At 61.7% G+C, this 17,759-nt stretch carries 20 protein-coding genes; 10 read left to right on the forward strand and 10 right to left on the reverse strand.

The features are described from left to right. Positions 1-9: 9 nt before the first annotated feature. From ACM6I6_RS25990 to ACM6I6_RS26000, 3 genes are all read right to left on the reverse strand, one after another. On the reverse strand, positions 10-777 hold the full coding sequence (locus tag ACM6I6_RS25990; RefSeq protein ID WP_414920897.1) for a uroporphyrinogen-III synthase: 768 nt from the start codon (positions 775-777) through the stop codon (positions 10-12). After that, complete coding sequence (gene hemC, locus ACM6I6_RS25995; RefSeq protein WP_274073686.1) at positions 774-1,715, reverse strand: hydroxymethylbilane synthase; 942 nt, start codon at positions 1,713-1,715, stop codon at positions 774-776. The genes ACM6I6_RS25990 and hemC overlap by 4 nt, the downstream gene beginning before the upstream one ends. Before the next feature lie 138 nt (positions 1,716-1,853). After that, positions 1,854-2,600, reverse strand: coding sequence for a LytR/AlgR family response regulator transcription factor (locus ACM6I6_RS26000; RefSeq protein ID WP_414920898.1), 747 nt, complete (start codon positions 2,598-2,600; stop codon positions 1,854-1,856). 529 nt (positions 2,601-3,129) lie between these two features. Here ACM6I6_RS26000 and argH point away from each other — a divergent pair. Further along, the gene (argH, locus tag ACM6I6_RS26005; RefSeq protein ID WP_274073687.1) at positions 3,130-4,524 is read left to right on the forward strand and encodes an argininosuccinate lyase; all 1,395 of its coding nucleotides are present in this window, start codon (positions 3,130-3,132) and stop codon (positions 4,522-4,524) included. 118 nt (positions 4,525-4,642) lie between these two features. Here the strand turns inward: argH and ACM6I6_RS26010 are convergent, their stop codons facing one another. Further along, positions 4,643-5,302 carry a glutathione S-transferase gene (locus ACM6I6_RS26010; RefSeq protein WP_323607188.1) on the reverse strand — a complete coding sequence of 220 codons (660 nt, stop codon included), beginning with the start codon at positions 5,300-5,302 and terminating at the stop codon, positions 4,643-4,645. Between the two features lie 124 nt (positions 5,303-5,426). On the opposite strand from ACM6I6_RS26010, the gene ACM6I6_RS26015 reads away from it, so the two are divergent. The 3 genes from ACM6I6_RS26015 to ACM6I6_RS26025 all read left to right on the forward strand — a co-directional run bounded on the left by ACM6I6_RS26015 (position 5,427) and on the right by ACM6I6_RS26025 (position 9,082). Further along, positions 5,427-5,711, forward strand: coding sequence for a hypothetical protein (locus ACM6I6_RS26015; RefSeq protein ID WP_414920899.1), 285 nt, complete (start codon positions 5,427-5,429; stop codon positions 5,709-5,711). An 84-nt stretch (positions 5,712-5,795) separates the two neighbouring features. Continuing rightward, positions 5,796-6,041, forward strand: coding sequence for a TIGR02647 family protein (locus ACM6I6_RS26020; RefSeq protein ID WP_274073690.1), 246 nt, complete (start codon positions 5,796-5,798; stop codon positions 6,039-6,041). Between the two features lie 194 nt (positions 6,042-6,235). Next, positions 6,236-9,082 carry a class I adenylate cyclase gene (locus tag ACM6I6_RS26025; RefSeq protein WP_414920900.1) on the forward strand — a complete coding sequence of 949 codons (2,847 nt, stop codon included), beginning with the start codon at positions 6,236-6,238 and terminating at the stop codon, positions 9,080-9,082. Between the two features lie 7 nt (positions 9,083-9,089). Here ACM6I6_RS26025 and rnk read toward each other — a convergent pair whose 3' ends face one another. The 3 genes from rnk to cyaY all read right to left on the reverse strand — a co-directional run bounded on the left by rnk (position 9,090) and on the right by cyaY (position 10,218). After that, entirely contained in the window at positions 9,090-9,500 is a 411-nt protein-coding gene (gene rnk, locus ACM6I6_RS26030) for a nucleoside diphosphate kinase regulator (RefSeq protein ID WP_274073692.1), read from the reverse strand. Between the two features lie 153 nt (positions 9,501-9,653). Then, positions 9,654-9,881 carry a DUF1289 domain-containing protein gene (locus ACM6I6_RS26035; protein WP_274073693.1) on the reverse strand — a complete coding sequence of 76 codons (228 nt, stop codon included), beginning with the start codon at positions 9,879-9,881 and terminating at the stop codon, positions 9,654-9,656. Positions 9,882-9,885: 4 nt separating this feature from the next. Next, positions 9,886-10,218, reverse strand: a complete 333-nt coding sequence (cyaY, locus tag ACM6I6_RS26040) for an iron donor protein CyaY (RefSeq protein ID WP_274073694.1) — start codon at positions 10,216-10,218, stop codon at positions 9,886-9,888. Between the two features lie 318 nt (positions 10,219-10,536). Between cyaY and lptM the strand changes: the two genes are divergently transcribed. The 6 genes from lptM to ACM6I6_RS26070 are packed head-to-tail and all read left to right on the forward strand — an operon-like array spanning position 10,537 to position 15,149. Beyond that, complete coding sequence (gene lptM, locus ACM6I6_RS26045) at positions 10,537-10,710, forward strand: LPS translocon maturation chaperone LptM (protein WP_137807209.1); 174 nt, start codon at positions 10,537-10,539, stop codon at positions 10,708-10,710. Positions 10,711-10,722: 12 nt separating this feature from the next. After that, complete coding sequence (lysA, locus tag ACM6I6_RS26050) at positions 10,723-11,970, forward strand: diaminopimelate decarboxylase (RefSeq protein ID WP_274073695.1); 1,248 nt, start codon at positions 10,723-10,725, stop codon at positions 11,968-11,970. Between the two features lie 4 nt (positions 11,971-11,974). Beyond that, positions 11,975-12,805 carry a diaminopimelate epimerase gene (gene dapF, locus ACM6I6_RS26055; RefSeq protein ID WP_274073696.1) on the forward strand — a complete coding sequence of 277 codons (831 nt, stop codon included), beginning with the start codon at positions 11,975-11,977 and terminating at the stop codon, positions 12,803-12,805. Positions 12,806-12,818: 13 nt separating this feature from the next. Continuing rightward, positions 12,819-13,544, forward strand: a complete 726-nt coding sequence (locus ACM6I6_RS26060) for a DUF484 family protein (protein ID WP_406591634.1) — start codon at positions 12,819-12,821, stop codon at positions 13,542-13,544. Between the two features lies 1 nt (position 13,545). Beyond that, positions 13,546-14,442, forward strand: a complete 897-nt coding sequence (xerC, locus tag ACM6I6_RS26065; protein WP_274073698.1) for a tyrosine recombinase XerC — start codon at positions 13,546-13,548, stop codon at positions 14,440-14,442. Further along, on the forward strand, positions 14,442-15,149 hold the full coding sequence (locus ACM6I6_RS26070; protein ID WP_414920901.1) for an HAD family hydrolase: 708 nt from the start codon (positions 14,442-14,444) through the stop codon (positions 15,147-15,149). The genes xerC and ACM6I6_RS26070 overlap by 1 nt, the downstream gene beginning before the upstream one ends. 171 nt (positions 15,150-15,320) lie before the next feature. Here ACM6I6_RS26070 and sutA read toward each other — a convergent pair whose 3' ends face one another. The 3 genes from sutA to ACM6I6_RS26085 form a co-directional block, all read right to left on the reverse strand. Further along, complete coding sequence (gene sutA / locus ACM6I6_RS26075; RefSeq protein WP_007980816.1) at positions 15,321-15,644, reverse strand: transcriptional regulator SutA; 324 nt, start codon at positions 15,642-15,644, stop codon at positions 15,321-15,323. A 101-nt stretch (positions 15,645-15,745) separates the two neighbouring features. Beyond that, positions 15,746-16,171 (reverse strand): secondary thiamine-phosphate synthase enzyme YjbQ, encoded by a 426-nt coding sequence (locus ACM6I6_RS26080; RefSeq protein WP_007989493.1) that lies wholly within the window; start codon positions 16,169-16,171, stop codon positions 15,746-15,748. Between the two features lie 216 nt (positions 16,172-16,387). Further along, positions 16,388-17,725: an ammonium transporter gene (locus ACM6I6_RS26085; RefSeq protein WP_046818496.1), complete on the reverse strand. Its 1,338-nt coding sequence runs from the start codon at positions 17,723-17,725 to the stop codon at positions 16,388-16,390. Between the last annotated feature and the right edge of the window lie 34 nt (positions 17,726-17,759).

Raw genomic sequence — 17,759 nt, forward strand, 5'->3', positions numbered from 1 at the left:
CCTTTGCATTTAGAGAACGGGCACGGGATGCTCCCGTAACGCCGTCAGCAAAGCCGCGGCACTGGCGCCACGACAATCCACAACTGTCAGGGCCCCGGCGGCACGTGCCAGCTCGGCGACCCTGGGGCTTGGTACAAACAACGGCAACCGCGCCAACTGCGGCCAGGCATCGCCAGCCAATTGATGCAGGTGCTCAAAACCCTGTCCACTGCTGACCACCAGCGCATTCAGGCGTTCCGCCTCGATCCGCTGCCCGAGGGCTGCGGCCGGGTATTGCGGCAGCTCGCGGCGGTACAACTCCAGATACTCGACACTAGCACCTCGCTCGCGCAAACGCTCAGCCAGCAGTTCGCGTCCACCCTCCCCGCGCAGGATCAGCACCCGCGGATCAGGCCGGGCGACAGCCTCGCGCAGCGCTGCAAGTTCAAGCAAGGCCTCGCTGTCATCGCCTTGCGCCGGGAAGCTCACGTCCAACCCGCGAGCCTCGAGGATCTGCGCCGTCGCAGCGCCGACACTGAACCACTTCGCGCACGGTGCTTGCGGGCCAAACCGGTCGAGCAGTTCGACACCGATGCGCGCCGCCGGCTTGCTGACCACGATCACGGCGCAGTAGCGATCCAGTTCGCGGAACGCTTTACCCATTGTCCCAGAGACCGGGATCGGCACTATGTCCAAAAGCGGCAGGCTGCTGCTGAAAATCCCCTGTTCGGCCAACAGGCTGCCTAGCGCCGCCGACTCATCCGCCGGACGCGTCAGCAGCAGGCGCCAGCCTGTCACTCGTGACCTGCCTCGCCATACACCGCCTTGAGGATATCCGCAGCGCCCTGGCTCAACAGGTCTTCGGCCACCCGCACACCCAACGCTTCGGCATCGCCACGCGGCGCACGCGCCTGGGCACTGAGCAGCAGACTGCCAGCGGGATCTCCCACCAGCCCACGCAGCCAGACCTCCTCGCCCTCGAGCACGGCGTAACAGGCGATCGGCACCTGGCAGCCGCCATTGAGGTGTTTGTTGAGGGCGCGTTCGGCGCTCACGCGGATCGCGGTGTCCTGGTGATGCAGCGGCGCCAGCAGGGCGTGAATTTCGCTGTCCGCGGTGCGGCACTCGATGCCCACCGCGCCCTGGCCACCGGCCGGCAGACTGTCGTCGACGCTGATGGCCGAGGTGATGCGATCTTCAAAGCCCAACCGGATCAAGCCTGCGGACGCCAGGATGATGGCGTCGTATTCGCCAGCGTCGAGCTTGGCCAGGCGGGTGTTGACGTTGCCGCGCAGGAAACGGATTTCCAGGTCTGGACGTCGGCTCAGCAGCTGGGCCTGGCGGCGCAGGCTGGAGGTACCGACGATGCTGCCCGCAGGCAACGCCTCGAGGCTGGCGTAGGTGTTGGACACGAATGCATCGCGGGGGTCTTCGCGCTCGCAGATACAGAACAGACCGAGGCCTTCAGGGAAGTCCATCGGCACGTCTTTCATCGAGTGCACGGCGATGTCGGCTTCGTTTTCCAGCAGCGCGGTTTCCAGTTCCTTGACGAACAGGCCCTTGCCGCCGATTTTCGACAGCGGCGAGTCGAGCAGCTTGTCGCCGCGACTGACCATGGGTACGAGGGTCACGAGCAGACCCGGATGGGCCTGCTCCAGACGGGCTTTGACGTATTCGGCCTGCCACAGGGCAAGAGCGCTTTTGCGGGTGGCGATGCGGATCTGGCGAGAGGACATGGATCAATCCGTACTGAATAGATACGACGGATAATAACAGCTCAGCCAAATCCACTTTGACTTGTATCAGAAACTACTCGGCCTCCCTGGCCCCGGATATCCGGCAATCGGGTGTGCAGTCCGCCTGCGATCAGCGAATCAAAGCTGTTGCATCATTTTCCGCACGCCAGCCACGTGGCGTCGGCTGACGATCAAGGCATCGCCATTGAGGCCCTTGAGGAACAGCTGGAAATGCCCCAGCGGTGTTCGTTGCAAGCGCTCGATGCGCTCGCGAGCGACCAGTGCGTTGCGGTGGATGCGCACGAAACGGTCACCGAATTCATCTTCAAGGGCTTTGAGGGGCTCATCGAGCAGCACCTCGCCGCTTTCGTGGCGCAAGGTCACGTACTTGTGGTCGGCGATAAAATAGACCACCTGATCCAGCGGGATCAGCTCAATGCCCTTTCGGGTACGGGCACTGATGTGGCTGCGCGGGCCACTACCACTCTCGGCAGCGGGTCGAGTCAGGGCGGCGAGCTGGCCACGGTTGGGCCGTTCGGCTTTTTTCAACGTGTCATGTAACTGTTCAGTTCTCACAGGTTTCACCAGATAGCCTACGGCGCTGGCCTGTAAGGCTTCCACGGCAAATTCATCGGGGCCTGTGCAAAACACCACGGCAGGCGGGGTTTCGCGTTCGCACAATCGCGCGGCCACTTGCAGGCCATCGAGGCCTGGCATGCGGATATCGAGCAGTACGATATCCGGTTTGTGGCTGTCGATCAGTGCCAACGCTTCTTCGCCGTTCGTGGCGCTGGGCTCCAGGACACTGTATCCCTCGAGTTCACCAACCATTCGGCTCAGGCGCTCGCGGGCTAGGGGGTCGTCATCAACGATCAGGACATTCATATTGCGCTGGATTCCTGCGTGAGTCTCGCACAAGGATAGCGTAGACAGGTGAAGTGACGTCCGTCACCGCGATCCACGCTAAGACTAGCGCGAGCGTGAAAAAGTGCCGCTGGTCGGGCAGCTAATTTTTCATCTGCCGGGCGATTAGCGGCCCAGGCCCGCTTTGGCGACACATCGCCACAGGGTTTGCTGATACGCAATATGAACACCCCTCTTCTTATAGTCCTCTTGCGCACCGAGAAGTGCGCTCATCCTCCTGTCCAACTGTAGACGGTTGCCGGAACGATATTGCTCAATTGAAAAATATCGTTGTACTAATAGTGAAAACTGTAGGAGCGAGCCTGCTCGCGATGAACCTGAGAGCGACGGTTTATTCAGAAAGCACGCGTTATCGTTAACGTCCATCGCGAGCAGGCTCGCTCCCACACGAGAAAACCAATCGACCAGTGTCAACGACAGGATTGGCAACCCTGTTATTATCCGCGGCAGCTTTCAACGCCATTTTTCTTCAGCCGATACGAGCGAATTCATGAGCACTGACAAGACCAATCAGTCCTGGGGCGGCCGCTTCAGTGAACCCGTCGACGCCTTCGTCGCCCGCTTCACCGCCTCCGTCACCTTCGACCAGCGCCTGTATCGCCACGACATCATGGGCTCGATCGCCCACGCTACCATGCTGGCCAAGGTCGGCGTGCTGACCGATGCCGAGCGCGACAGCATCATTGATGGCCTGAAGACCATCCAGGGTGAAATCGAGGCTGGCCAGTTCGATTGGCGCGTCGACCTCGAAGACGTGCACATGAACATCGAGGCGCGCCTGACCGACCGCATCGGCGTGACCGGTAAAAAGCTGCACACTGGCCGTAGCCGCAACGACCAGGTCGCCACCGACATTCGCCTGTGGCTGCGTGACGAAATCGACCTGATCCTCGGCGAAATCACCCGCCTGCAAAAAGGCTTGCTGGAGCAGGCTGAGCGCGAAGCGGGCGCCATCATGCCCGGCTTCACCCACCTGCAAACTGCGCAGCCGGTGACCTTCGGGCACCACATGCTGGCCTGGTTCGAAATGCTCAGCCGCGACTACGAGCGCCTGGTCGACTGCCGCAAGCGCACCAACCGCATGCCACTGGGCAGCGCCGCGCTGGCCGGCACCACCTACCCGATCGACCGCGAATACACCGCCCAGTTGCTGGGCTTCGATGCGGTGGGTGGCAACTCGCTGGACAACGTGTCCGATCGCGACTTCGCCATCGAGTTCTGCTCGGCCGCCAGCATCGCGATGATGCACTTGTCGCGCTTCTCCGAAGAGCTGGTGCTGTGGACCAGCGCGCAGTTCCAGTTCATCGATCTGCCGGACCGTTTCTGCACCGGCAGCTCGATCATGCCGCAAAAGAAAAACCCGGACGTGCCGGAGCTGGTGCGTGGCAAGAGCGGCCGTGTGTTCGGCGCGCTGATGGGCCTGCTGACCTTGATGAAAGGCCAGCCCCTGGCCTACAACAAGGACAATCAGGAAGACAAGGAACCGCTGTTCGACGCCGCCGATACCCTGCGCGATTCGCTGCGCGCCTTCGCCGACATGATCCCGGCGATCAAGCCCAAGCACGCGATGATGCGCGAAGCGGCCCTGCGCGGCTTCTCCACCGCCACCGACCTGGCCGACTACCTGGTACGTCGCGGCCTGCCCTTCCGCGACTGCCATGAAATCGTCGGCCATGCCGTGAAATACGGCGTGGAAAGCGGCAAGGACCTGGCGGAAATGAGCCTGGAAGAACTGCGCAAGTTCAGCGACCAGATCGATCAGGACGTGTTTGCCGTGCTGACCCTGGAAGGTTCGGTCAATGCCCGCAACCACATCGGCGGCACTGCGCCGGCGCAGGTCAAGGCAGCTGTGGTTCGTGGCCAGGCTTTGATCGCCAGCCGCTAAACCGCCAAAAGCATCGCCAGCAGGCTGGCTCCCACATTTAACCGAGTTCTTTCAGAAAGAATGTGATCGAATGTGGGAGCCAGCCTGCTGGCGATGCGATCTTAAGAGCGCTGAAAACCTACCTTTTGGACGCGACCATCGCCATGAACGCTGGCATCGCCGCTTCCTTGTCCGCCGCAATCCGCTGCACGTTCGGATTGTCTCCCAAGCGTTCCAGCAGCGCCTTGGCAGCCGGCAGCTCAGCCAGCAGATCAATGCCAAACAGCTTCTTGGCAACCCCACAAGCCAACGGCACGCTGTACAGGAAATACAGATCCGCCACGCTCAGTGTTTCACCGGCCACGTAGGGACTGAATTTCCCGTGCCGGCCTAGCGCCGCAATACCCTGCAACAGTTCAGTCTTGGTTTTTTCCCTGATTGCATCCGGCACGCTCGCGCCGAAAAAAGCCTCGGGGTAGCAGGCCCTTCCCGGCAGCTCGATATACAACTCGATCTCCTTGGCCAGCGCCAGCACCTGCGCCCGCTCGAACGGATCGCTCGGCAGCAGGGGCGTGCCTTTCTGGCTCTGTTCGATGTACTCGAGAATCACGCTGGTTTCATTGATGAAACCTTGCTCCGTGCGCAGCACCGGGACTTTGCCGCGCGGGCTGATGGCCAGCGCTTCCGGGCTGGTGCCCGCGTAAAACGGCACTTCTTCGAATGGCAGTCCTTTCTCCAGCAGCGCCAGCTTGACCATGTTGTAGTAGTTGCTGACGGAAAAACCATAAAGCTTGAGCATCACAGAGCCTCCAGGCCGTGCGGGGTGGGCAGTGCCTGTTTATAGAACGCCCGAGGCTTTCTTGCCAGCAGCATCACGCTGCTGAATGCGGGTAAACTGGCGACCTTTCCCTGAGGAGCCTGCCATGAGCGAGCCAATCGATATCGATAACGACGAAGAAGAATTTGCCGAAACCACGCTGATCGAAGCCATCGAGAACCAGATCGAAAGCGATAACCCGCCAGCGGCCAAGGCAACGTTCAACAAGCTGACCCTGGTGGGTTACGAGCGTGACGAAATCCTCAACCTGATGGCCCACGTGCTGGCGGTGGAAATCGACGCAATCCTCGAAGAAGACCGCGCGTTCAATACCGAATGGTACGAAGACGCGCTGCGGGCGCTGCCAGAGTTGCCGCCGGAAAAGAAATAACGCGTCGCCGTGACTGGACATACCGCACGAGTGGGATCACCTTAGGGGCGCTGTCGCCAAATTCCTAGAAAGTCTGGAGTCCTTATGTCGCTTACCCCTGAGTTGGTTGCCGAACTGGAAGTCCTCGCACTCTTCAACCTGGACAGTTCCCAGGAAGGTTTGAAAATTCATCAGACCGCTGCCCCGAAACACGTTGCCGCCGCCAAACGCCTGTTTGAGAAAGAACTGATCGACCAGCCCGATGGCGGTTATCTGACCAGCCTGGGCCGTGACGCCGCGCAAAATGTGCAAACCGTACTGACTATTCTGAGCGTTCAGGAAACAGCCTGAAATCCATCGCATGCCCACGGAAACCCCTGCCACGGGATTTCCGCGGGCGCATTCAGCTGCCTGGCGTCGCCCTGCGATAGAAATCTGACGCCAGAAATACAAAATCAGCTTAAAAGTCCCGGGGCCGAGGCGCTAAACTGCCCCTCATCCCGAGAGCCTCCACGTCCGAGCCCTGCGAGCCGGTTTGAGCTGACATGACCCGCACCCATGAAATCCGCCCCGATCTGGACGAGGGAATCGACCGCAAGGTTCTCAGTCAGCTGCGCGCACGCTTCCTCAAGCTCAACGAGGGGCGCATGGCGCGTGCCATGGAAGGGTTGTCGACGCGCCAGCAAGGGGTGTTGAACCTCCTTCCGCTGTTCTTCCACGTCAATCATCCGCTACTACCGGGTTACGTCTCGGGCAGCACGCCCGCCGGCCTGTCGAATTTCGAGCCGGATGCCAGCGTCCTCGCCGAAGCCCAGCGCCTGACCCGTTCCTTTTCCTATAAGCCGCGCCACGGCAGCAATCCACCCCGACCGATTCATGGCCTGTTCCTGATGGGCAGCCTCGGTACCCTGGCCCAGGCTGAGCAGAGCGATATGGACGTGTGGGTCTGCCACAGTCCGGATCTGAGCGAAAACGAACTCACCGAGTTGCGCAGGAAATGCCAACTGCTGGAAACCTGGGCTGCCAGCCAGGGCGCCGAGGCGCACTTCTTCCTGATCGACCCCGTCCGTTTCGTACGCGGTGAGCGCGACAGCCAGCTGAGCTCCGAAGACTGCGGTACCACCCAGCATTACCTGCTGCTGGACGAGTTTTATCGCACCGCGATCTGGCTGGCCGGGCGCACGCCCATTTGGTGGCTGGTGCCGGTGTACGAGGAAGCCAACTATGACCGGTACACCCATGCGCTGACGTCCAAGCGCTTCATCCGCGCAGACGAAACCCTGGACCTGGGCCATCTGGCCTACATCCCGCCCGGGGAATTCATCGGGGCCGGGCTCTGGCAGTTGTTCAAGGGCATCGAGTCGCCGTACAAATCGGTGCTCAAACTCCTGCTGACCGAGGTGTACGCCAGCGAACACCCCAGGGTCCAATGCCTGAGCCTGCGCTTCAAGCAGGCGGTGTTCGCCAACCGGCTCGACCTCGACGAGCTGGACCCCTATGTCGTGGTCTATCGGCGCATCGCCGAATACCTCATCGCCCGCAATGAACCGGAACGCCTGGAGCTGGTGCGCCGGGCGCTGTATCTGAAGGTCAATCGCAAGCTCACCGGCAACGGCGGGCGCACCCAGGGCTGGCAACGCTCGCTGCTGGAGCGCCTGGCCCACGAATGGCAATGGGACCATCGCCAGTTGGCCCTGCTCGACAGCCGCAGCCAGTGGAAAGTCCGGCAGGTCAGCTCGGAGCGCCGGGCGCTGGTCAACGAACTGAATTTCAGCTATCGCTTCCTGACCCGGTTCGCCCGCCAGGAACACACCATCAGCCTGATCAACAAGCGCGACCTCAGCGTGCTGGGCCGACGCCTGTACGCGGCGTTCGAGCGCAAGGCGGACAAGGTCGAGTTCATCAACCCGGGCATCGCCCCGGACCTGGCCGAAGACACCCTGACGCTGGTGTACGCGCCCAGCAGGAAAGAACCGAAACAAAGCCAGTGGGGCTTATACAACGGTAGCCTGACCGTGCTCGAGTGGGAACATTTCGCCCCAATCAAGCGCAGCCGCCATCTGCTCGAGCTGCTCGCCTGGTGCCACCGCAACGGTGTGATCGACAGCAGCACCCGCCTGGCCTTGCACCCGGGCAGCAGCGACCTGAGCGAATTCGAGCTGTTCAATTTGCTGGGCAGCCTGCAACAGAGCATTCCCCTGCCTCTGCCGACTGTCGCCGAAGAACCCCTGCTGCGCGCCAGCGTGCCCAGCGAGGTGCTGATCCTGGTCAACGTCGGCATCGATCCGCTCAAGCACCATCGCGAACTGAACATCCTGATGACCACCGAGCGCACCGACTCCTTGAGCTACGCAGGTGTCAGGGAAAACCTGGTGCTGACCCTGGACCAGCTCACGCTCAACAGCTGGAACGAAGTGCTGGTCAGCCGTTATGACGGCCCCCATGCCCTGCTCGATTGCCTGCGCGACTATCTCAACAGCCTGCCCGGCGGGCCGCAGCAGCCCAGGGTGAGGGTCCGTTGTTTCTGCCACAACCGCGCGCAATTCATCGCCCAGCGCATCGAAGACATCCTCGACATCGCGCAGAACCTGCTGCTGAGCAAACTCAATCACCGCTACCTGATCCAGGTCCAGCAGCATTACCACGTGCTGGAGTTGATACCCGGCCAGGTCAAGCACGTCGCGCTGGCCACCCTGCCGGCCCTGCTCGATTACCTCGGTGAAGAACGGGCGAGTTACAGCCCGCTGCACCTGGACCCGATGGCATTGGACGACCACGACCTGGCGCTACTCCTGCCCATGGGGCGGCCGGACTGCATCCAGGTGTTCTACCGGGTCAACGAAGCGCAGGCCGATCTGTACGTGCTCGATGAATTCAACGCCTTGTGGCAGCAGCGCCTGCCGTGGCATGACGAACAAAGCCTGCTGGTGCCCCTGCAGCGTTTCCTGCAATCGATCCAGTACCGGCGCGACGCTGCGCTGCCGATGGACGGGGCACAGCCTGCGAACCTGGACACCCTGTATTACCAACTGCTGCCTTCAGGTGCAGGCAAGGCGCGGCGGATCGAAGCCCGATCGGCACCGCAAACCCCGGCCGACAAACCCTTCTATGACGTACAGGCGATCGTCGGCAAAGCCGCACCGGGCAAGGTGCAGGTCACGTTGTATTGCAATCAGCGGGAGTTTTCCGAGCTGGAACATGGCGACCAGCTGTTCAGCGTGGTCGCTCGGGAAATCTTTGAACAACGCCGCGAGACCGAACGCTACCGCTGTTACATCACCGATCTGGACCTTTCGGGCGTGCTCGGTGATGGTCAGGGGTCAAGCCATCTGTATCTGCGCTACAAGGCCGACCTGGAGCGCGCATTGAACGAGGCGCTCGGGCAGGTCTGAGCGGAGGTCACTCGGGGAAGGCGCCGCCGTTGGCTGGCTGCGATTCGACTTCAAGCAGGGTCAGTTTCAAGGTCTTGCCACCCGGCGCCGGCCAGTCGATGTGTTGGCCGACCTTGAGCCCCAGCAGCGCACTGCCGACCGGTGCCAGAATGGAAATCTTGCCCTCGTCGGCGTTGGCATCCTTGGGGTACACCAGCGTCAGGTGATAGTCCTTGCCACTGCCTTCTTCGCGGCAGTGCACACGGGAATTCATGGTCACGACATCGGCGGGCACTTCATCGTGGCCGACCAGTGTATCGGCGCGATCCAGTTCGGTTTGCAGCGCGATAACGCCCGGCAGCGTTTCGTCCAGGCTGTCGATCAGGCGCTCCAGACGTTGTACGTCCAGACGGGTAAGGGTGATGGAAGGTGCGGTCATGATCAGGGCAGACTCCTTTCTTCTGCACGAAAAAAGCAAAACCCCGCCAGAAAAAGGCGGGGTTTTCACAAGCCTCGATGGGTTGAGGCGTACCCGGACACTATCACAGCTCAAAAAATATACAAGCCGCCACCGGCGTACGGCGATGTGCCCCTACCGGGGACCGGCGCCGGTCTTGCGCTGGGAGGCTTGGGTGCAGATGACCCGCCGACGTTCGTCATCCGCCGAGCGCCATTCGCGGATGTCTTCGACATGGCGGAAACACCCGAGACAGACCTTCTGCTCATCCAGCCGACACACGCCGCTGCACGGCGAAGGGACGGCCGGGCTGACGTTGCTGTACAGCGGCTTGGGTGGCCGCACGGGGGCTGGCTGGGTCACGGCGTTACAGGCCTTCGAAATCGAGTTCGATGCCGGCCTGCTGCTCGACGATGCGCTCGAGCATTTCACCCAGCTGCTCTTCGCTCTTGTCGCACATCCAGCGTTCGCTTTCTTCGTCGTAGTCGAAGTGAAAGCCCCCGGACACGGCTGCCAGCCACAGCTGACGCAGCGGTTCCTGGCGACTGAAGATCAGCTGGCTACCGTTTTCAAACTTGACGGTCAGCACACCGGCCGAGCTCTCCAGATCGATATCCAGGTCACTCTCGTCAAAAATATCCTCCAGCGTCTGCTGGGTGGCATCGACCAGATCATGGAAACGGGCTTCGGACAAACTCATTACGGCAACCTCAAAAAGTGTCTGATCAGGCTCAAGCGCCGCAAGATACGGACGAGCCCCGCTGATTGCAAAGGATAACGATCATGGGCCCATATAGGTACATCAAACGCTGTACCTGTGGGAGCGGGCTTGCTCGCGAAGAGGCCGGCACATTCAACATCTTCGTTGCCTGAACCACCGCTTTCGCGAGCAAGCCCGCTCCCACAGGGTTCGATGTGTATGCGGCAAGGCCCGCCGGACGGGAGCCCCGTCGCATAGGCAAGCTGCCGGGTGGCCGGTATACTCTGGCGCAATTAATGCATTTTCAAGGATTTCGCCATGAAGCGCCTGATCTCTTCCCTTGCTGCGCTCCTCGCGGTTGCCTGCCTGGTGTCGGCCTGCGGTCAAAAAGGCCCGCTGTACCTGCCCGATGAGGACCAGGACCCGGCAGAGCAGGCTCAGTCCTCGCAAAAGCAGCCGTCCAAATCGCACAAGCACGACGTCTACCAATAATAAGGGAACATCATGGACGCTTTTAACTACCGTGACGGTGAACTGTTCGCGGAAGGTGTTGCCCTGTCTGCTATCGCCGATCGCTTTGGTACACCGACCTACGTTTACTCGCGCGCGCACATCGAAGCCCAATACCTGGCGTATGCCGATGCCCTGGCCGGCATGCCTCACCTGGTCTGCTTCGCGGTCAAGGCCAACTCCAACCTGGGTGTACTGAATGTCCTGGCGCGCCTTGGCGCCGGTTTCGACATCGTCTCCCGTGGCGAACTGGAACGCGTACTGGCCGCCGGTGGCAGCGCCGACAAGATCGTGTTCTCCGGCGTCGGCAAGACCCGTGACGACATGCGTCGTGCCCTGGAAGTCGGCGTGCACTGCTTCAACGTCGAATCCACCGACGAGCTTGAACGCCTGCAAGTGGTGGCCGCCGAGCTGGGTGTTCGTGCGCCGATCTCGCTGCGCGTGAACCCGGACGTCGATGCCGGTACTCACCCGTACATCTCCACCGGTCTCAAAGAGAACAAGTTCGGCATCGCCATCGCCGACGCCGAAGACGTGTATGTGCGTGCCGCGCAGCTGCCGAACCTGGAAGTGGTCGGCGTCGATTGCCATATCGGCTCGCAACTGACCACCCTGCCGCCGTTCATCGATGCCCTCGATCGCCTGCTGGGCCTGGTCGACCGCCTCGGCGATTGCGGCATCTACCTGCGCCACATCGACCTCGGTGGTGGCCTGGGCGTACGTTATCGCGATGAAGAACCGCCATTGGCTGGCGACTACATCAAGGCCGTGCGCGAGCGTCTCGACGGTCGCGACCTGGCCCTGGTGTTCGAGCCGGGCCGCTTCATCGTCGCCAATGCCGGCGTGCTGCTGACCCAGGTCGAGTACCTCAAGCACACCGAGCACAAGGATTTCGCCATCGTCGACGCGGCCATGAACGACCTGATCCGCCCGGCGCTGTACCAGGCCTGGATGGACGTCACCGCCGTGCGCCCGCGCAACAGCGCAGCGCGCGCCTACGACATCGTCGGCCCGATCTGCGAGACCGGCGACTTCCTGGCCAAGGATCGTGAGCTGGCCCTGGAAGAAGGTGATCTGCTGGCTGTGCATTCGGCCGGAGCCTATGGGTTTGTCATGAGCTCCAACTACAACACCCGCGGCCGCGCCGCCGAAGTGTTGGTGGACGGTGACCAGGCATTTGAAGTGCGTCGCCGTGAGACGGTAGCCGAGTTGTTCGCTGGCGAAAGCCTGCTGCCGGAGTAAAACCATGCTGCTGCGTTTTACCAAGATGCACGGCCTGGGCAATGACTTCATGGTCCTCGACCTGGTCAGCCAGCACGCGCATATTCTGCCCAAGCATGCCAAGCAATGGGGCGATCGACACACCGGCATCGGTTTCGACCAGTTGCTGATCGTCGAAGCCCCGAGCAACCCGGACGTGGACTTCCGCTATCGGATCTTCAACTCCGACGGCTCCGAAGTGGAACAGTGCGGCAACGGTGCACGCTGTTTCGCCCGCTTTGTGCTCGACAAGCGCCTGACCGCGAAACGGCAGATCCGTGTCGAAACCAAGAGCGGTATCATCGAGCTCGATGTTCGCAGCGACGGCCAGATCAGTGTCAACATGGGCGCTCCACGCCTGGTGCCGACCGACATTCCGTTCCAGGCGCCAGAGCAGGCCCTGAACTATCAGGTCGACGTCGATGGCACGCCGGTCGAGCTGGCCGCCGTGTCCATGGGCAACCCCCATGCCGTGGTGCGGGTCAGCGATATCAACAACGCACCGGTGCATGAACTGGGGCCGAAGATCGAACATCACCCGCGCTTCCCGGCACGGGTCAATGTCGGTTTTCTCCAGGTCATCGACCGGAGCCGCGCGCAGTTGCGCGTCTGGGAACGCGGGGCCGGGGAAACCCAGGCCTGCGGGACCGGCGCCTGTGCCGCCGCCGTCGCCGCGATCAGCCAGGGGTGGATGGATTCGCCACTGCTGATCGACCTGCCTGGCGGGCGCCTGTCCATTGAATGGGCAGGCCCTGGCCAACCGGTCATGATGACCGGCCCGGCAGTGCGCGTTTATGAAGGACAAGTGCGTCTTTGAGTGAGCCACAACCATGACCGATAAGCCCCAGGTGCCCGCCCTACAGCCCGACGAATCAGCGTCCGAAAACCTGGAGGCGGCGGCGATTGCCGCGTACCTGGAGGCTCATCCGGACTTCTTCGTCGAGCACGAAGACCTGCTTGCGTCCTTGCGCATTCCCCACCGGCGCGGCGATACCGTGTCGCTGGTGGAGCGGCAGATGACCATCCTGCGCGACCGCAACATCGAATTGCGCCATCGCCTGTCGCACTTGATGGACGTGGCGCGCGACAATGACCGCCTGTTCGACAAGACCCGCCGACTGATCCTCGCCCTGCTCGATGCCACCAGCCTGGAAGACGTGGTGATCTGCGTCGAAGACAGCCTGCGCCAGGACTTCCAGGTCCCCTTCGTCAGCCTCATCCTGCTCGGCGACAACGCCATGCCGGTGGGTCGCTGGGTGACCCACGCCGACGCCCAGGTGGCCATCGGCGGCTTGTTGCTGGAGGACAAAAGCGTCAGCGGCAGCCTGCGCGAGCACGAGCTGGACTTCCTGTTCGGCGAAGAACAGCGCAAGCAGATCGGCTCCACCGCCGTCGTCGCCATCAGCCATCAAGGCATTCACGGCATCCTGGCCATCGCCAGCCGCGACCCGCAGCACTACAAGAGCTCGGTGGGCACGCTGTTCCTGAGCTACATCGCCGAAGTCATGGGCCGCGTGCTGCCACGGTTCAACAGCTCCCTGCGCTCGGTACGCTAATATGGAACGGCAACTGGACGCTTACTGCGAACACCTGCGCAGTGAGCGGCAGGTGTCGCCGCATACACTCTCGGCCTACCGCCGCGACCTCGACAAAGTGCTCGGCTGGTGCGCCAAACAGAACATCGACAGCTGGGCCGCGCTTGACATCCAGCGCCTGCGCAGCCTGGTCGCGCGCCTGCACTCACAAGGTCAGTCGTCCCGCAGCCTAGCGCGACTGCTGTCGGCGGTACGTGGGCTCTATCACTACCTGAACCGCGAAGGCCTCTGCGACCACGATCCGGCCAATGGCCTGGCACCGCCCAAAGGCGAGCGCCGCCTGCCGAAGACCCTCGACACCGACCGTGCCCTGCAACTGCTGGAAGGTGGCGTGGAAGACGACTTTCTGGCGCGTCGGGACCAGGCGATTCTCGAACTGTTCTACTCCTCCGGGTTGCGCCTGTCGGAGCTGACCGGGCTCAATCTCGATCAGCTGGACCTGGCGGACGGCATGGTCCAGGTGCATGGCAAGGGCAGCAAGACCCGCCTGCTGCCAGTCGGCAAAAAAGCCCGCGAGGCGCTGGAAGAGTGGCTGCCACTGCGGGCCATGGCCAATCCGGCGGACGATGCGGTGTTTGTCAGCCAGCAAGGCCGCCGCCTGGGACCGCGGGCGATCCAGCTGCGGGTCAAGGCTGCGGGCGAACGCGAACTGGGACAAAACCTGCACCCGCACATGTTGCGACATTCTTTCGCCAGCCATCTGCTGGAGTCCTCCCAGGACCTGCGGGCGGTGCAGGAACTGCTCGGCCACTCGGACATCAAGACCACGCAGATCTACACCCATCTGGATTTCCAACACCTGGCAACCGTCTACGACAGCGCCCACCCACGGGCCAAACGCATGAAAGGCGACGATTAATGACCCTCCAACTGATCACCTTCGACCTCGATGACACCCTGTGGGACACCGCCCCGGTGATCGTCAGCGCCGAAGCCGTATTGCGTGAATGGCTGACTGAACATGCACCCAACCTGGGCGCGGTGCCGGTGGAGCATTTGTGGGCCATTCGCGAGCGCATCCTGAGCATTGAACCGGCGCTCAAACACCGCATCAGTGCCTTGCGTCGTCGCGTGTTGTTTCAAGCGCTGGAAGAAGCCGGTTATGCCCACGTCGAAGCGTCGGACCTGGCCGACCAGAGTTTCGAAGTGTTTTTGCATGCCCGGCATCAGCTGGAGATCTTCCCGGAGGTGCAACCGACCCTCCAGGCACTGGCCAATCATTACACCCTCGGCGTGGTCACCAACGGCAACGCCGATGTGCGGCGGTTGGGGCTGGCGGACTACTTCAAGTTTGCGTTGTGCGCCGAAGACATCGGCATCGCCAAACCCGATGCGCGACTGTTCCATGAGGCATTGCAGCGCGGTGGTGCAACCGCTGAGACGGCGGTGCATATCGGCGATCATCCAGGCGATGACATTGCCGGCGCCCAGCAGGCAGGGCTGCGGGCGATCTGGTTCAACCCGGCGGGCAAAGTCTGGGAAGCAGAGCGCCTGCCGGATGCCGAGATTCGCAGCCTGACCGAATTGCCGGGGTTGCTGGCGCAGTGGAATTCAGTTTCGGCCTGACGCCGAACCTGTAGGAGCTGGCTTGCCAGCGAAGGCGGCCTCAAGGATTACACAAGATTCAAGGGCCCCTTCGCCGGCAAGCCGGCTCCTACAGGATCTGTGAACGATTTTGAGCCACCCATGAAAAAGCCCGCAGCGACGGCGGGCTTTTTCAGCAAGCGCGTAGCAGCCTCAGATAGGCCGGCTACCGTACTTGTTGTCCGGCTTCTTGGGCGGATCGGCGACCACATTGGCCTCCACTTCCTGCACCTTGCCGCCACGAGCCAGGAACTCTTCCATGGCCTTGGCCAGGGCGTCACGTTCCTTGTTCTTGGCCTCGACACTCGGCAGCTCATCGACCGATACCGCTGCCTTGGCTTTGCCTTTGGCGGTCGGAACGGGGGCATCACCGCCGTCGTCTTCAGCGACGTCTTCCGCCGCTGCTTCCAGACCTTCTTCGGTTTCGTCGTCGTCGCCTACTTCGAGGTCGTCGTTTTCCAGATCATCGTCGCTCATGTTCTACCTCATGACTTGCGAAAAGCAGATTAGTTATAGCCCAGCTTTGCCCTCTGTCGAAGGCTGCCGGAAAAAAATCAACAGCCGCTGCTGACCAGCGGTTATGCCCCTTCACCATGCACGGTGGCGAGGACTTTACGAGCACCGCCATGATCACGGTGCTCGCCCAGATAAACGCCTTGCCAGGTGCCTAACGCCAGTCGGCCCGCCGAAATCGGCAAACTGAGCTGACAGCCAAGCACGCTGGCCTTGAAGTGCGCCGGGAGGTCGTCCAGGCCTTCGTCGTTATGCTCATAGCCGTCTGTTCCTTGTGGGATCAGACGATTGAAAAATCGTTCGAAGTCGCGACGTACCGCCGGATCGGCGTTTTCGTTGATGGTCAACGACGCCGAGGTATGCTGCAGCCACAAATGCAACAGACCGACCCGACACGCCTTGAGTTCAGGCAAGCCGGCGAGTAACTCGTCCGTTACCAGATGAAAGCCCCGAGGCCTCGCCCGCAGGGTAATCAGAGTCTGTTGCCACATACAGTTCTCCGCACGTTCGGGGCGCATTCTAGCGCGCTCTGGGAAAAAACAAAGGCCCTAATATTCCTTCATTTCTGTAAGCCTTCGACCGTACAAATACACCCGGCGCAAACATCGTAAAACCTGTAGGAAAAAACCTTTCAGCTCTCCCTTCAATGACAAATCCCGGACAAAAAAAATGCCCGGCGAGCCGGGCAAGTTTTTTCATGCGCGTGCTTACAAGTTGTAGCCGCGTTCGTTGTGAAGCGCCAGATCGATACCGACCGCCTCTTCTTCTTCGGTGATCCGCAGGCCCATGACGGCGTCCAGGACCTTGAGGATGATGAAGGTGACGATTGCGGTGTAGATCACGGTGAAGCCCACGCCTTTGCACTGAATCCACACTTGCGCGGCGATGTCGGTCACGGTGCCGAAGCCACCCAGGGACGGTGCAGCGAAGACACCGGTGAGGATCGCGCCGAGAATACCGCCGATACCGTGTACGCCGAAGGCATCCAGGGAGTCGTCATAGCCGAGTTTGCGTTTGAGCGTAGTCGCGCAGAAGAAGCACACCACGCCTGCAGCCAGACCGATCACCAGAGCGCCCATCGGGCCTACGGTGCCAGCGGCCGGGGTAATGGCTACCAGGCCGGCAACCACACCCGAGGCGATGCCCAGTGCGCTTGGTTTGCCGTGGGTGACCCACTCGGCGAACATCCAGCCCAGTGCCGCAGCGGCGGTCGCGATCTGGGTGACCAGCATCGCCATGCCGGCCGTGCCGTTGGCCGCCGCAGCGGAACCGGCGTTGAAACCGAACCAGCCAACCCACAGCATGGCCGCGCCCATCAACGTGTAACCAAGGTTGTGCGGCGCCATCGGGGTGGTCGGGAAGCCTTTACGCTTGCCCAGCACCAGGCAGGCAATCAGACCGGCCACACCGGCGTTGATGTGCACCACGGTGCCGCCGGCGAAGTCCAGTACGCCCCAGTCCCACATCAGGCCGCCGTTGCCGGACCAGACCATGTGCGCGATCGGTGCATACACCAGGGTGAACCAGATGCCCATGAAGATCAGCATCGCGGAGAACTTCATGCGCTCGGCGAAGGCACCGACGATCAGCGCCGGGGTGATGATCGCGAACGTCATCTGGAAGGTGATGAACACCGCTTCAGGGAACAACGCAGCCGGGCCGGTCAGGCTGGATGGCGTGACACCGGCGAGGAAGGCCTTGCCCATGCCACCGAAGAACGAGTTGAAGTTGACGACGCCCTGTTCCATACCGGTGGTGTCGAACGCGATGCTGTAGCCATAGATGACCCACAGGACGCTGATCAGGCCGGTAATGGCGAAGCACTGCATCATCACGGAAAGAATGTTTTTGGAGCGAACCATGCCGCCGTAGAACAGCGCGAGGCCGGGAATGGTCATGAACAGCACGAGGGCTGTCGAGGTCAACATCCAGGCGGTATCGCCGGAGTTGAGGACTGGGGCCGCCACTTCGTCTGCCGCCAAAGCAAGGCTGGGCATTACGATGGACAACAGGGCTCCTAGCCCTGCGAATTTACGCAGAGTCATTTTGTTTTCTCCTGGGGCGTTGGGTTTGTGGCGG

This window comes from Pseudomonas sp. IT-P218 (assembly GCF_949767605.1).
Lineage (GTDB): Bacteria > Pseudomonadota > Gammaproteobacteria > Pseudomonadales > Pseudomonadaceae > Aquipseudomonas > Aquipseudomonas putida_AE.